This is a genomic window from Streptomyces sp. NPDC001663, assembly GCF_042893105.1.
Lineage (GTDB): Bacteria > Actinomycetota > Actinomycetes > Streptomycetales > Streptomycetaceae > Streptomyces.
Window position 1 is genome coordinate 193,467 of the sequence record NZ_JBIAUR010000015.1, and the last position, 13,450, is coordinate 206,916.

The window sequence follows — 13,450 nt, forward strand, 5'->3', positions numbered from 1 at the left end:
CCTACGGCCCGGTTGGGTCGTGCAGAGGATTCCTGGGGGTCGCCCCCAGACCCCCAAGTTGAAACTTCGGGCCCAACAAGGAGAGCAGGGAACCCAGATGGCGGAGCTCACGATCCGGCCGGAGGAGATCCGGGACGCGCTGGAGAACTTCGTCCAGTCGTACAAGCCGGACGCGGCCTCGCGCGAGGAGGTCGGTACGGTCACCCTTGCCGGCGACGGCATCGCGAAGGTCGAGGGTCTGCCCTCGGCCATGGCCAACGAACTGCTGAAGTTCGAGGACGGCACCCTCGGCCTCGCCCTCAACCTCGAGGAGCGCGAGATCGGTGTCGTCATCCTCGGCGAGTTCAGCGGCGTCGAAGAGGGCCAGCCGGTCACCCGCACCGGTGAGGTCCTGTCCGTCGCCGTCGGCGAGGGCTACCTCGGCCGCGTCGTCGACCCGCTCGGCAACCCGATCGACGGCCTCGGCGAGATCGAGACCACCGGTCGTCGCGCCCTTGAGCTGCAGGCTCCGGGCGTCATGGCCCGTAAGTCGGTGCACGAGCCGATGGAGACCGGCTACAAGGCCGTCGACGCGATGACCCCGATCGGCCGTGGCCAGCGTCAGCTGATCATCGGTGACCGTCAGACCGGCAAGACCGCCCTGGCCGTCGACACGATCATCAACCAGCGTGACAACTGGCGCTCCGGCGACCCGAAGAAGCAGGTCCGCTGCGTCTACGTCGCCATCGGCCAGAAGGGCTCGACCATCGCCTCCGTGCGTGGCGCCCTCGACGAGGCCGGCGCGCTGGAGTACACGACCATCGTCGCCGCCCCGGCGTCCGACCCGGCCGGCTTCAAGTACCTGGCGCCGTACACCGGTTCGGCCATCGGCCAGCAGTGGATGTACGAGGGCAAGCACGTCCTCATCATCTTCGACGACCTTTCGAAGCAGGCCGACGCCTACCGCGCCGTGTCCCTGCTGCTGCGCCGCCCGCCGGGCCGCGAGGCCTACCCGGGTGACGTCTTCTACCTGCACTCCCGTCTGCTGGAGCGCTGCGCGAAGCTCTCCGACGAGCTGGGCGCCGGTTCGATGACGGGTCTGCCGATCGTCGAGACCAAGGCGAACGACGTGTCGGCGTTCATCCCGACCAACGTCATCTCCATCACCGACGGCCAGTGCTTCCTGGAGTCGGACCTGTTCAACGCCGGTCAGCGCCCCGCGCTGAACGTCGGTATCTCCGTCTCCCGAGTCGGTGGTTCCGCGCAGCACAAGGCGATGAAGCAGGTTTCGGGTCGTCTCCGTCTGGACCTCGCCCAGTACCGCGAGCTGGAGGCGTTCGCCGCCTTCGGTTCCGACCTGGACGCCGCGTCGAAGTCGCAGCTGGAGCGCGGTCAGCGTCTGGTCGAGCTGCTCAAGCAGCCTCAGTACCAGCCGATGCCGACCGAGGACCAGGTCGTCTCCGTGTGGGCCGGTACCACCGGCAAGATGGACGACGTCCCGGTCGCCGACATCCGCCGCTTCGAGAAGGAGCTCCTGGAGTACCTGCACCGCAAGGAGCAGGGCCTCATGACCTCCATCAAGGAGGGCGGCAAGATGTCGGACGACACGCTCACCGCCATCGCCGACGGCATCGCGGAGTTCAAGAAGCAGTTCGAGACCTCGGACGGCAAGCTTCTCGGCGAAGACACGCCGGCCGCCGCGGCCAAGTGACGACGGAAGGGACCTGACTCATGGGAGCCCAGCTCCGGGTCTACAAGCGTCGCATCCGATCCGTCACAGCGACCAAGAAGATCACGAAGGCGATGGAGATGATCGCCGCCTCGCGTGTCGTCAAGGCGCAGCGCAAGGTGGCGGCCTCCACGCCGTACGCGACCGAGCTCACCCGCGCGGTCACGGCGGTCGGTACCGGCTCGAACACGAAGCACCCGCTGACCACGCAGGCCGAGACGGTCGTGCGGTCCGCGGTGCTGCTCCTGACGAGCGACCGTGGTCTCGCGGGCGCCTTCAACTCCAACGCCATCAAGGTGGCGGAGCGGCTGACCGAGCGTCTCGAGGCCGAGGGCAAGGAGGTCGACACGTACATCGTCGGCCGCCGTGGTCTGGCCCACTACAACTTCCGCGAGCGCAAGGTCGTGGAGTCGTGGTCGGGCTTCACCGACGAGCCCACGTACGCGGACGCGAAGAAGGTCGCGGGTCCGCTGATCGAGGCCATCGAGAAGGACACGGCCGAGGGTGGTGTGGATGAACTCCACATCGTCTTCACCGAGTTCGTGTCGATGATGACGCAGACGGCGCTCGACGACCGTCTGCTGCCGCTCAGCCTCGAAGAGGTGGCGAAGGAAGCAGCCCCCAAGGGCGAGATCCTTCCGCTGTACGACTTCGAGCCCTCGGCGGAGGACGTCCTCGACGCCCTGCTGCCGCGCTACGTGGAGAGCCGTATCTACAACGCGCTGCTCCAGTCGGCCGCTTCGAAGCACGCCGCCACGCGGCGCGCGATGAAGTCGGCGACCGACAACGCGGGAGAGCTCATCACCACGCTCTCCCGTCTTGCCAACGCGGCCCGCCAGGCCGAAATCACCCAGGAAATCAGCGAGATCGTCGGTGGCTCCGCAGCCCTGGCCGACGCGACCGCGGGGAGTGACAGGTAATGACGACGACAGTTGAGACGGCCGCTGCCACGGGCCGCGTCGCCCGGGTCATCGGCCCGGTCGTCGACGTGGAGTTCCCCGTCGACGCCATGCCGGACATCTACAACGCCCTTCATGTCGAGGTGGCCGACCCGGCCCAGGACGGCGCGAAGAAGACGCTGACCCTGGAGGTCGCCCAGCACCTGGGTGACGGCCTGGTCCGCACCATCTCCATGCAGCCCACCGACGGTCTGGTCCGCCAGGCCGCGGTCACCGACACCGGCACCTCCATCACCGTGCCGGTCGGCGACTTCACCAAGGGCAAGGTGTTCAACACCCTCGGTGAGGTGCTGAACGTCGACGAGAAGTACGAGGGCGAGCGCTGGGGCATCCACCGCAAGGCCCCGAACTTCGACGAGCTCGAGTCGAAGACCGAGATGTTCGAGACCGGCGTCAAGGTCATCGACCTTCTCACCCCGTACGTCAAGGGTGGAAAGATCGGTCTGTTCGGTGGTGCCGGCGTCGGCAAGACGGTGCTCATCCAGGAGATGATCTACCGCGTCGCCAACAACCACGACGGTGTCTCCGTGTTCGCCGGTGTCGGCGAGCGCACCCGTGAGGGCAACGACCTCATCGAGGAGATGGCCGACTCGGGCGTCATCGACAAGACCGCCCTGGTCTTCGGTCAGATGGACGAGCCCCCGGGCACCCGTCTGCGCGTGGCCCTCGCGGGTCTGACCATGGCGGAGTACTTCCGCGATGTGCAGAAGCAGGACGTGCTGTTCTTCATCGACAACATCTTCCGCTTCACGCAGGCCGGTTCCGAGGTCTCGACCCTGCTCGGCCGTATGCCCTCCGCGGTGGGCTACCAGCCGAACCTGGCCGACGAGATGGGTCTCCTCCAGGAGCGCATCACCTCGACCCGTGGTCACTCGATCACCTCGATGCAGGCGATCTACGTCCCCGCGGACGACCTGACCGACCCGGCCCCGGCCACCACCTTCGCCCACCTCGACGCGACGACGGTTCTGTCCCGTCCGATCTCCGAGAAGGGCATCTACCCGGCCGTGGACCCGCTGGACTCCACGTCCCGCATCCTGGACCCGCGCTACATCGCGGCGGACCACTACAACACGGCCATGCGTGTCAAGACGGTCCTCCAGAAGTACAAGGACCTCCAGGACATCATCGCGATCCTCGGTATCGACGAGCTGGGCGAAGAGGACAAGCTCGTCGTCCACCGCGCCCGTCGTGTGGAGCGCTTCCTGTCCCAGAACACCCACGTCGCCAAGCAGTTCACCGGCGTCGACGGGTCGGACGTCCCGCTGGACGAGTCGATCGCGGCCTTCAACGCGATCTGCGACGGCGAGTACGACCACTTCCCGGAGCAGGCGTTCTTCCTGTGCGGTGGCATCGAGGACCTCAAGGCCAACGCCAAGGAGCTGGGCGTCTCCTGAACTCGGAACTGAGCAGTTCTGAGCTCTGAGTTCGTGTGAGGGGGCGGGGCTCGTCCCGCCCCCTCTTCCACGCCCACTAGACTTGTAACCAACACCCGGCCGAACCGCCGGGTGGTGACCCGAGGAGCCACCTTGGCTGCTGAGCTGCACGTCGCGCTGGTCGCGGCCGACCGAGAGGTCTGGTCCGGCGAGGCCACCCTGGTCGTCGCGCGCACCACGTCCGGCGACATCGGCGTCATGCCCGGTCACCAGCCGCTGCTCGGTGTGCTGGAGTCGGGCCCGGTGACCATCCGTACGAGTGATGGTGGAACGGTCGTCGCTGCGGTGCACGGCGGTTTCATCTCGTTCGCGGACAACAAGCTGTCGCTGCTGGCCGAGATCGCCGAGCTGTCGGACGAGATCGACGTCCAGCGCGCGGAGCGCGAGCTGGAGCGCGCGAAGGCGGAGGGCGACGCCTCTGCCGAGCGCCGTGCGGACGTTCGACTGCGTGCGGCGACGGGGCGCTGATCGAGCGCACCGTGTGATGACGTCTCTCAGCCGCGGCCGGCACCGGAGCAATCCGGAGCCGACCGCGGCTGAGGCAGATTTGGATGTTTTTTCCGTTCCGTTACCTATTTTCGGTACCTAGGAGACGAGGAGGTCGGTGTCGATGGTCCTCGCTCTGACTGTGTGCGGAATCGTCGTGGCCCTGGTGGTGGTGGGGCTGTTCGTCTTCGGCCTGCGCCGCAGACTGATCCAGCGCTCCGGGGGCACCTTCGACTGTTCCCTGCGCTGGGACGTCCCGGAGAAACCGGACACCTCCGGCAAAGGCTGGAGCTACGGCGTAGCCCGCTACAACGGCGACCGCATCGAGTGGTACCGCGTCTTCTCCTACGCCTACCGCCCCCGCCGCGTTCTGGAGCGCGCCGCGATCGAGGTCGCCGGCCGCCGCCTCCCCGAGGGCGAGGAGGAACTGGCGCTCCTCTCCGACGCCGTGGTCCTCACCTGCCTCCACCGGGGTACGCGTCTCGAACTCGCCATGAGCGACGACGCGCTGACCGGTTTCCTGGCGTGGCTGGAGGCGGCTCCCCCCGGTCAGCGCGTCAACGTGGCCTGACAGACGGCGACGGTATGGGGTTCCGGCGCGAGTGACACCGTCACGTTCACCGGCCAGGTGGCCAGTAAGGCCGCGACCGTCGTCCCCGTGAACACCCCGACGGACGCCACCCTGGACTTGCGCGGCCGATCGACCGCCGCACCGGACCTGCTGCGCCTCCGCTTCATTGCTGCCCCCCGATTCATTTCTTCCCCCTGAACAAGGCATTCCGCTTACTGGTTGAGATATCGATTGTCCCAGGTCAGGGGATCTGTCCTACGGGCCGAGCGGCCCGGCCGGAAGGGCCGAACGGCCCCTGGCGCGCACGCCGGGGGCGCGCGGCATACACCGCGCGCCCCCGGTTGATGACAAGGCCGTCAGCTCAGCCCGCTGTTGATCGCGCTCACCAGCTCTCCGTTGCTCGTGTCGCCGCTGAACTCCCAGAAGAACGCGCCGCCGAGGCCCTGGGACTTGGCCCAGGTCATCTTTCCGGCGATCGTCGTCGGGGTGTCGTAGGACCACCAGTTGCTGCCGCAGTGTGCGTAGGCCGTGCCCGCGACGGTGCCGGTGACCGGGCAGGACGTCTTGAGGACCTTGTAGTCCTCGATGCCCTGCTCGTAGGTGCCGGCCGCCGCGCCCGTGGCCGTGCCGCCCGGGGCGTCCTGGGTGACGCCGGTCCAGCCGCGGCCGTAGAAGCCGATGCCGAGGAGCAGCTTGCTCGCGGGGACGCCGATCGACTTGTACTTGGCGATCGCGTCGGCCGTGGTGAAGCCCGCCTTCGGGATGCCGGAGTACGAGGTCAGCGGGGAGTGCGGGGCGGTCGGGCCCTGGGCGTCCCAGGCGCCGAAGAAGTCGTACGTCATCACGTTGTACCAGTCGACGTACTGTGCGGCGCCCGCGTAGTCGGCGGCCTCGATCTTGCCGCCGGAGGAGCCGTCCGCGGTGACCGCCGCGGTGACCAGGTTGTTCGAGCCGAACTTGGCGCGCAGCGCGGACATCAGGTTCTTGTACGCCGCCGCGCCGCTGCTGTCGCAGGACAGACCGCAGGCGTTCGGGTACTCCCAGTCGATGTCGATGCCGTCGAACACGTCGGCCCAGCGCGGGTCCTCGACCAGGTTGTAGCAGGACTGGGCGAAGGCGGCCGGGTTGGCCGCGGCCTGGGCGAAGCCGCCGGACCAGGTCCAGCCGCCGAAGGACCAGAGGACCTTGATGTTCGGGTACTTGGCCTTCAGCTCGCGCAGCTGGTTGAAGTTGCCGCGCAGCGGCTGGTCCCAGGTGTCGGCCACACCGCTCACCGACTGGTCGGCGGTGAACGCCTTGTCGTAGTCGGCGTAGGAGTCGCCGATCGCGCACTGGCCGTTGGTGACGTTGCCGAAGGCGTAGTTGATGTGCGTGATCTTCGCCGCGGAGCCGGACGTCACCAGGTTCTTGACGTTGTAGTTGCGGCCGTAGATGCCCCACTCGGTGAAGTACCCGAGCTTGACCTTGCCGCCGGTGGTCGGCGGCGGGTCGGTCGTGCCGCCGGTGGTGTGCACGGCGACCGCGCCGCTGACCGGGCCGGTCTGGTCGGCGGTGTCACGGGCCTGGACGGTGTACGAGTAGTCGGTGCCGGCGGTCAGGCCGGTGTCCGTGTAGCTCGTGGTGGTGACGGTCGAGACGACCTTGCCGTCGCGCAGGACGTCGTAGTTCTTGATGCCCTTGTCGTCGGTGGCCGCGCTCCAGGCGAGCTTCACCGAGGTGTCGGTGACGGAGGAGGCGGTGGGGGTGCCCGGCGCGGAGGGTGCCGCGTCGCCGGGGACGGTGGTCCCGTCGCAACTGTCGCCGTTCAGCTTGCAGTTGGAGGGGGAGCCGGAGCCGGCGCCGTTGAAGCCGAACGAGACGGAGGCACCCGGCGCTATGGAGCCGTTGTAGGACTTGTTCTTGGCGGTCCAGTGAGTCCCGGAGGACGTGACGTCCGCGTCCCAGGCCGAGGTGACGGACGTACCGGAGGGGAAGTCCCACGCGATCGTCCAGGAGCTGATGGCCGTGGTGCCGGTGTTCTTCACCGTCCACTTGCCCTCGAAGCCGGTGCCCCAGTCCTGGGTCTTGGCGTACGTCGCCGTCGCGGTCGTCGCGGCCTGGGCCGGGCTCGCGAGACCGACCAGACCGGCCAGGGGGAGCAACAGGGTCGCGAACCCTGCCGCGGCTCTGTGTCTGAAGCGCATCCTGCGCCTCCTCTTCAAGGAGACTCCGTGAGGAGCGGGGTGGGGGCGCGACTGAGCCTTCACGCCCACGGTGCCGCGAGAATAGAAAGGTCTGGACCATCGGTCAATAGGTCTGGACCACTCTTGTATACGGCGGATGCGACGGCTTCTAGATCCCCAACTCCTGTGCCAGTACGGCCGCTTGGACCCGGCTGCGCAGCTCCAGCTTGCCGAGGAGTCGGCTGACGTGGGTCTTCACCGTCGCCTCGGCCATCTCGAGCCGGACGGCGATGTCCGCGTTGGACAGACCCTCGCCGAGGCACGACAGCACCTCGCGCTCGCGCCGGGTGAGCGCGTCGAGGACGGCGGGGTCGGCGCTCGGCTGCCGTACGGGCCCCGCGGCGAACTCGGCGATCAGGCGGCGGGTGACCGCCGGAGCGATCAGGCCCTCCCCGCGCGCGACCGTCCGTACCGCCTCCAACAGGTCCTTCGCGTCGGTGTTCTTGAGCAGGAAACCGGCGGCGCCCGCGCGCAGCGCCCCGAAGACGTACTCGTCGAGGTCGAAGGTGGTGAGGACGAGGACGTCCGCGAGGCCCTCCTCGACCACCTGCCGGGTCGCCGACACCCCGTCCAGGCGCGGCATCTGCACGTCCATCAGGACCAGGTCCGGCCCCAACTCCCTTGCCAGCGCCACCGCCTGCTCCCCGTCCGCCGCCTCGCCGACCACCTCGATGTCCGGTGCGCTGCGCAGGATGAGGACGAGTCCGGCGCGCACGGCGGACTGGTCCTCGGCGACGAGGACGCGAATCATGCGGGGTCTCCTTCCGTCACGGGGAGCGTTGCGTGTACGGCCCACAGCGCGCCGTCGGGTCCCGCCTCGAACGTGCCGCCCAGCAGGCCCGCCCGCTCCCGCATGCCGACCAGCCCGGCGCCGGAACCGGGAGCGCGCGGGCCGTCCCGATGGCCGTAGGGGCTGGTCACCCGGACGTCGAGGACGCCGTCCCGGCGTGCGAGCGCGACGGTGACGCGGCCGGGGCAGGCGTGCTTGAGGGCGTTGGTCAGGGACTCCTGGACGATGCGGTAGGCGGCGAGTTCGACCGGGGCGGGGACCTTGCCGTGGTCGGTGTCGAGGCTGATGTCGAGGCCGTTGGCGCGGGCTCCGTCGACGAGGGCGGCGAGGCCCTCGAGGGTGGGTGCGGCGGCGGGCTCGCTGCCGGCGCCCGCGTCCCGCAGGATGCCGATGAGGCGGCGCATCTCGGCGAGGCCGGCCACGCTGTTCTCCCGGATGACGGACAGGGCCTCCTTCGAGGTGGCCGGGTCGTCGATCGACAGCGCGGCGGTGGAGTGGATGGCGATCGCCGAGAGATGGTTGGCGACCATGTCGTGCAACTCCCGTGCCATCCGCGCCCGTTCGGCGGAGACCGCCTGGCTGCGGTCCATCTCGGCCAGCAGCGCGGTCTGTTCGGCGCGCAGCCGGGCGGCCGCTGCGGCGTCACGGTGGTCACGGACGATCCAGCCGGTGGCCGCGGGGCCGAACGCCACGAGGCCGATGACCACACCGATCAGCAGCGCCTCCGGCACCCGCCACACCGCGAACGGCACCAGGGTTCCGGCGACCGTGAGCAGCCCGGTGATCCACGGGATACGGCGGGCCGAGGCGGGCGGCCCGTACAGGACGGCCGCGTAGACGAGGTCGGTGAACATCAGGATCGTGGCCACGTTGCCCTGGGTCACCAGGTCCGCGGTGATCGCGGCCGTGCCGGTCAGCAGGGCCGTGCGCGGTGCGGTGCGGCGCAGCAGCTCGCAGGCGGCCATCACGCCGAGCGGCACCAGGACCGGCCAGGGGCCGTCGAAGAGCGTGATCGGGTCGTCGGACTGCCGGGTGCCGAGGCCCAGGCCCACCAGCAGCAGGCCGCCGAGCAGCCCGCCGACCGCGACGTACACGTCGAAGCGGTGCGGGCGGGGGAGTCGCAGGGCCATGACTCCATCCAACACGGCCCGCACGCCGCCCGCCTGATCCCCGGGAAGGGTTCGGAACTGCATCTTTCGATGTAGGGCGACCTCGTCACCGCCGACGACGAAAGCGGCGCACCCCACCGGGAGCCTGGGAGGACGAGGGAAGGGAGTGTGCCGTGATCGTCGCGCTGATCGTCGCCTGCGAGGTCGGCTTCTGGGTGCTGCTGGCCGCCGGCCTGGCCGTCCGCTATCTGCTGAGGTGGCGCCGCACCAGCGTGGCGCTGCTGCTGTGCGAGCCGTTGCTGGAGCTCGTGCTCTTCGTGGTGACGGCGGTCGACCTGAAGAACGGCGCGCAGCCGGGCTGGGAACACGGCCTCGCGGCGCTCTACATCGGCTTCACCGTCGCCTACGGCCCCTACACGATCCGGTGGCTCGACGGGCACGCGGCACATCGGCTGACCGGCGCGCCGAAGCCCGTGGGGCCACCTCGCCACGGGCTGGCCCGGGCCCGGCACGAGGGCCGGCTGTGGCTGCGTACCGTCATCGCCGCGGCCGTCGCCTCCGCGCTGCTCCAGGCCGCGATCCGGTACGTCGGCGACGGCGACACCTCGTCCCTGCGGGCCTTCCAGTGGGCGGCGCTCAGGGCCCTGGTCATCCACGGGCTGATCGCGCTGACGTATCTGATCTGGCCGAAGAAGCGTCCGGCGACTGCTGCCGCCCGCCCGGAGGAGGACCGTACTCTGACCAGACGCTGAGGGGAGGGGCGCATGGGCGAGACGGGTGGTCCCGGGGCGGTACTGGTCGTCGACGACGACGCGGCGATCCGGCGGTCGCTGGAACGCGGGCTGCGGCTGAGCGGCTTCCGGGTGCGCACGGCTCAGGGCGGCCGTGAGGCGCTCGCGGTGATTCGAGAAGCGCCACCGGACGTGCTCGTCCTCGACGTGTCGATGCCCGGCATGAGCGGCATCGAGGTCTGCGAACGGCTCCGCGACGACGGCCGGGACCTCCCCGTCCTGATGCTCTCGGCGCTCGACGAGACCGCCGACCGCATCGCCGGGCTCCAGGCGGGTGGCGACGACTACCTGGTCAAGCCGTTCGCGCTGCAGGAACTGGTGCTGCGGCTGCGCGCCCTGCTGCGCCGCCGGCCGCCCTCCGGCCGGGAGGTGCTGCGGGTGGCGGGCCTGGTGATCGACCCGGCGGCCCGCACCGCCGAGCGGGACGGCCACCCGCTGGAGCTGACCCGGCGCGAGTTCGAACTCCTCGAAGTCCTCGCCCGCAACGCCGGGTTGGTCCTCACCCGCGACCAGCTGCTGGAACGGGTGTGGGGCTACGACTTCGACGTGCGCACCGACGCCGTCGACACGTTCGTCAGCTATCTGCGGCGCAAGCTGGAGGCGGACGGGCGGCCACGGCTGGTCCACACCGTGCGCGGGGTGGGCTTCGTACTCAGGGAAGAACCATGAGGCTCTCGACGCGCATCGGGCTCGCCGTCGGCGTCACCGTGCCGCTGCTCGTGCTGGCCTCCGGCTGGCTGCTGCTCCAGCTGGTCAACCGCGATCTGCACAGCGCCGAGGACGACCATCTGCGGGCCCGGGCCAGCGCCGTCGCCCAGGACGCCCGTGCTCTCCTGAGGGCCAGCGCCAACAACCGACCCAAGGCCGCCGACAATCGCGAGCGTCAGCTCTACAGCGCCGCCCTCGACGTCGGCGTCCGCGTCATAGGACCCGACGGCAGCTTCAGCGGCGGCCCGCAGCCGGACGCCTCGGTGCCGCTGCCCGCGCGGGCGACGACCCCGGTCACCGTCCGGGACGGCGGCACCAGCTGGCGTGCGCTGTCCGTGCCGATCACCACCGCCCGCGGCTCGGGCACCCTGTGGGTCTTCTCGCCCAACGCCGCCGACCAGGCCCAACTCCGGCTCGTACGGCGCCGCGTGGCGGTGACCTCCCTGCTCGCGGCACCCCTGGCCGGCCTGCTCGCGTGGGGTGTCGCCACCGGTGCGAGCGGCCCCCTGCGGCGCCTGGGCCGCCGTACCGCCGGACTCGACCCGCGCACCAGCTCGGCCCGGCTGCCCGAGGAGCCGAGCGGGGTCACCGAGGTCGACGAACTGGCCGTCACCCTGCGCACGGTCCTGGCCCGCTACGACGAACAGGCCGCCCGCACCGCGGAGGCCCTGGACACGGCCCGCTCCTTCTCCGCGGCCGCCTCGCACGAACTGCGCACCCCGCTGATGAGCATGGGCACCAACCTCGACATCCTCGCCGCCCACCCCGACCTCCCCGAGCCCGACCGCACCGAGGTCCTCACCGACCTGCGCCATGAACACGCCCGGCTGCTCGGCCTGTTGGTGATGCTGCGGGAGCTGGGGCGTGGGGACCTGGTCGAGGCGGAGGCGCTGCGGACGGTGGACCTCGCCGAGGTCGCCGACGCGGCGGTCGCCGAGGCCCGCCGCCGCGCGCCCGACGCCCGGATCACCCTGGCCGCGGCGCCGGGGCTCACCGTCCACGGCTGGGAACCCGGTCTGCGGCTCCTCCTCGACAACCTGCTGGCCAACGCGCTCGCCCATGGCCGGGACAAGGACGGCCGGGCGGGTGTGGAAGTCGGGGTGCGGGGAGCGGACGAGCAGGTCGTGATCACCGTCGACGACCGCGGACCGGGCGTGCCGCTCGGGGAACGCGGCCGGATCTTCGAGCGGTTCGCACGCGGATCCGGCAGCTCGGGCTCCGGTCTCGGCCTGACGCTGGTCGCCCAGCAGACGGCGCTCCACCAGGGCACGGTCACGGTCGCCAACAGCCCGGCCGGCGTCGGCACCCGTTTCGAGGTGCGGCTGCCGAGGGCCGCCGGCACCCTGCCCGTCCACCGCGACTGGCTGATCGGCACAGCCGGGACAAACCGGTCACAGAGTTTCCCCAAAGACGCTCCCTAGCCTCCACGGCGTGCGGACGGACGAAGGGGGCCGTCCGCGGAACGGAGGCTCAAGATGTACGTACGACGAAGGCGGCGCACCCTCCTCGTGGGGCTGGCCGCGGCGGCACTGCTGACGACCGGCACGGGCGCGGCGTCGGCCGACAGCACGACCACACCCGCGCCCGCCGCCACGCCGACGGGTGATGGTGCGAAGGCGCTCTGCAAGCGGGCGCCGAAGATCGACCACCGCATCGACCGCGCCCTGAAGCGGCTGAACGCCGGTGCCGACAAGCGCGGTTCGATCGCCCGGCTCCAGCAGCGCGTCGACAACGCGAAGTCGGCCGGCCACGACGAGATCGCCACGTATCTCCAGGACCGGCTGACCTTCCGCAAGTCCCTGCTGACGACGTTGCAGCAGCGGCAGAAGGACCTCGCGGACGTCCGGACCTGGTGCAAGGACAACAACGAGGGCGCGAGCTGATGCACCTGAGAAGCACGGCCGCCGCGCTCGTCGTCCTCGCGGCACTCACCGCGGGCTGCACCCACGAGGGCGGTACGGCGGAGAAGGCGCCGGCCACCCCCTCCGGTTACCCGGAGATGCAGAAGAAGGTGGCCGCGGCCGAGTCCGCGCTCGCGCAGGCGGACAGGGACGCGGCCCAGGACGCGAAGCGCTAGCGCTCTCCGCCCGGCACCCACAGCACGTCCCCGACGTCCTTGTTGGCGGTGCGGGCCAGGATGAACAGGAGGTCCGACAGGCGGTTCAGGTAGGTCGCGGTGAGGGGATTCATGCTGCCCTCTTTTCCTTGGGCACCGTGCACCTCCAGCGCCGCCCACGTGGACCGCTCGGCCCGTCGTACGACCGTGCAGGCCTGGTGCAGCAGGGCCGCGCCCGGAGTGCCGCCCGGCAGGATGAAGGAGCGCAGCTTCTCCAGCCGCTCGTTGAAGCGGTCGCAGTCCGCCTCCAGCTTGTCGACGTAGAACTGCTCGACCCTGAGGGGCGGGAACTCCGGCTTCTCCACCACCGGCGTCGACAGGTCCGCACCCACGTCGAACAGGTCGTTCTGTACGCGGGTGAGGACCGCGACGATCTCCTCGTCGAGCCCGCCCAGCGCGATCGCCGTGCCGATCGCCGCGTTCGCCTCGTTGGCGTCGGCGTACGCGGAGATCCGCAGATCGGTCTTGGCGACCCGGCTCATGTCGCCGAGGGCGGTGGTGCCCTGGTCGCCGGTCCTGGTGTAGATGCGCGTCAGATTGACCATGTGACCAGC

At 70.1% G+C, this 13,450-nt stretch carries 14 protein-coding genes; 10 read left to right on the top strand and 4 right to left on the bottom strand.

Going from position 1 to position 13,450, the window contains the following annotated elements:
* Positions 1-97 precede the first annotated feature (97 nt).
* From atpA to ACFY1L_RS39975, 5 genes are all read left to right on the top strand, one after another.
* Positions 98-1,690 carry a F0F1 ATP synthase subunit alpha gene (gene atpA / locus ACFY1L_RS39955; protein ID WP_388836081.1) on the top strand — a complete coding sequence of 531 codons (1,593 nt, stop codon included), beginning with the start codon at positions 98-100 and terminating at the stop codon, positions 1,688-1,690.
* A 20-nt stretch (positions 1,691-1,710) separates the two neighbouring features.
* Positions 1,711-2,628, top strand: coding sequence for a F0F1 ATP synthase subunit gamma (locus ACFY1L_RS39960; RefSeq protein ID WP_388836085.1), 918 nt, complete (start codon positions 1,711-1,713; stop codon positions 2,626-2,628).
* Positions 2,628-4,064, top strand: a complete 1,437-nt coding sequence (gene atpD, locus ACFY1L_RS39965) for a F0F1 ATP synthase subunit beta (RefSeq protein WP_388836088.1) — start codon at positions 2,628-2,630, stop codon at positions 4,062-4,064. Before ACFY1L_RS39960 ends, atpD begins: the two co-directional genes overlap by 1 nt.
* Positions 4,065-4,196: 132 nt before the next feature.
* Positions 4,197-4,571, top strand: a complete 375-nt coding sequence (locus ACFY1L_RS39970) for a F0F1 ATP synthase subunit epsilon (protein ID WP_232026824.1) — start codon at positions 4,197-4,199, stop codon at positions 4,569-4,571.
* A gap of 142 nt (positions 4,572-4,713) precedes the next feature.
* Entirely contained in the window at positions 4,714-5,160 is a 447-nt protein-coding gene (locus ACFY1L_RS39975) for a DUF2550 domain-containing protein (RefSeq protein ID WP_388836091.1), read from the top strand.
* A gap of 356 nt (positions 5,161-5,516) precedes the next feature.
* Here the strand turns inward: ACFY1L_RS39975 and ACFY1L_RS39980 are convergent, their stop codons facing one another.
* The 3 genes from ACFY1L_RS39980 to ACFY1L_RS39990 form a co-directional block, all read right to left on the bottom strand.
* Positions 5,517-7,343, bottom strand: a complete 1,827-nt coding sequence (locus ACFY1L_RS39980; RefSeq protein ID WP_388836094.1) for a glycosyl hydrolase family 18 protein — start codon at positions 7,341-7,343, stop codon at positions 5,517-5,519.
* Between the two features lie 148 nt (positions 7,344-7,491).
* Positions 7,492-8,133, bottom strand: coding sequence for a response regulator (locus ACFY1L_RS39985; RefSeq protein ID WP_388836097.1), 642 nt, complete (start codon positions 8,131-8,133; stop codon positions 7,492-7,494).
* Positions 8,130-9,302, bottom strand: coding sequence for a sensor histidine kinase (locus ACFY1L_RS39990; RefSeq protein ID WP_388836101.1), 1,173 nt, complete (start codon positions 9,300-9,302; stop codon positions 8,130-8,132). Before ACFY1L_RS39990 ends, ACFY1L_RS39985 begins: the two co-directional genes overlap by 4 nt.
* A gap of 152 nt (positions 9,303-9,454) precedes the next feature.
* Between ACFY1L_RS39990 and ACFY1L_RS39995 the strand changes: the two genes are divergently transcribed.
* From ACFY1L_RS39995 to ACFY1L_RS40015, 5 genes are read left to right on the top strand one after another with little or no spacing between them, the layout of a single operon-like run.
* Positions 9,455-10,033, top strand: coding sequence for a hypothetical protein (locus ACFY1L_RS39995; protein WP_388836104.1), 579 nt, complete (start codon positions 9,455-9,457; stop codon positions 10,031-10,033).
* A gap of 12 nt (positions 10,034-10,045) precedes the next feature.
* Positions 10,046-10,741, top strand: coding sequence for a response regulator transcription factor (locus tag ACFY1L_RS40000; RefSeq protein WP_388836107.1), 696 nt, complete (start codon positions 10,046-10,048; stop codon positions 10,739-10,741).
* Positions 10,738-12,201: an ATP-binding protein gene (locus ACFY1L_RS40005; protein ID WP_388836110.1), complete on the top strand. Its 1,464-nt coding sequence runs from the start codon at positions 10,738-10,740 to the stop codon at positions 12,199-12,201. Before ACFY1L_RS40000 ends, ACFY1L_RS40005 begins: the two co-directional genes overlap by 4 nt.
* A 54-nt stretch (positions 12,202-12,255) precedes the next feature.
* Complete coding sequence (locus ACFY1L_RS40010; RefSeq protein ID WP_388836113.1) at positions 12,256-12,663, top strand: hypothetical protein; 408 nt, start codon at positions 12,256-12,258, stop codon at positions 12,661-12,663.
* Complete coding sequence (locus tag ACFY1L_RS40015) at positions 12,663-12,857, top strand: hypothetical protein (RefSeq protein ID WP_388836116.1); 195 nt, start codon at positions 12,663-12,665, stop codon at positions 12,855-12,857. Before ACFY1L_RS40010 ends, ACFY1L_RS40015 begins: the two co-directional genes overlap by 1 nt.
* Here the strand turns inward: ACFY1L_RS40015 and ACFY1L_RS40020 are convergent.
* Complete coding sequence (locus ACFY1L_RS40020; RefSeq protein ID WP_388836119.1) at positions 12,854-13,441, bottom strand: cob(I)yrinic acid a,c-diamide adenosyltransferase; 588 nt, start codon at positions 13,439-13,441, stop codon at positions 12,854-12,856. The genes ACFY1L_RS40015 and ACFY1L_RS40020 overlap by 4 nt on opposite strands.
* Between the last annotated feature and the right edge of the window lie 9 nt (positions 13,442-13,450).

Bases quoted from the DNA above. Each gene is read 5' to 3' on its own strand.
- ACFY1L_RS40005 (WP_388836110.1), top strand. From the start codon at position 10,738: ATGAGGCTCTCGACGCGCATCGGGCTCGCCGTCGGCGTCACCGTGCCG.
- ACFY1L_RS39980 (WP_388836094.1), bottom strand. From the start codon at position 7,343: ATGCGCTTCAGACACAGAGCCGCGGCAGGGTTCGCGACCCTGTTGCTC.
- ACFY1L_RS40020 (WP_388836119.1), bottom strand. From the start codon at position 13,441: ATGGTCAATCTGACGCGCATCTACACCAGGACCGGCGACCAGGGCACC.
- ACFY1L_RS39975 (WP_388836091.1), top strand. From the start codon at position 4,714: ATGGTCCTCGCTCTGACTGTGTGCGGAATCGTCGTGGCCCTGGTGGTG.
- atpD (WP_388836088.1), top strand. From the start codon at position 2,628: ATGACGACGACAGTTGAGACGGCCGCTGCCACGGGCCGCGTCGCCCGG.
- atpA (WP_388836081.1), top strand. From the start codon at position 98: ATGGCGGAGCTCACGATCCGGCCGGAGGAGATCCGGGACGCGCTGGAG.
- ACFY1L_RS40015 (WP_388836116.1), top strand. From the start codon at position 12,663: ATGCACCTGAGAAGCACGGCCGCCGCGCTCGTCGTCCTCGCGGCACTC.
- ACFY1L_RS39960 (WP_388836085.1), top strand. From the start codon at position 1,711: ATGGGAGCCCAGCTCCGGGTCTACAAGCGTCGCATCCGATCCGTCACA.
- ACFY1L_RS40000 (WP_388836107.1), top strand. From the start codon at position 10,046: ATGGGCGAGACGGGTGGTCCCGGGGCGGTACTGGTCGTCGACGACGAC.
- ACFY1L_RS39990 (WP_388836101.1), bottom strand. From the start codon at position 9,302: ATGGCCCTGCGACTCCCCCGCCCGCACCGCTTCGACGTGTACGTCGCG.
- ACFY1L_RS40010 (WP_388836113.1), top strand. From the start codon at position 12,256: ATGTACGTACGACGAAGGCGGCGCACCCTCCTCGTGGGGCTGGCCGCG.
- ACFY1L_RS39985 (WP_388836097.1), bottom strand. From the start codon at position 8,133: ATGATTCGCGTCCTCGTCGCCGAGGACCAGTCCGCCGTGCGCGCCGGA.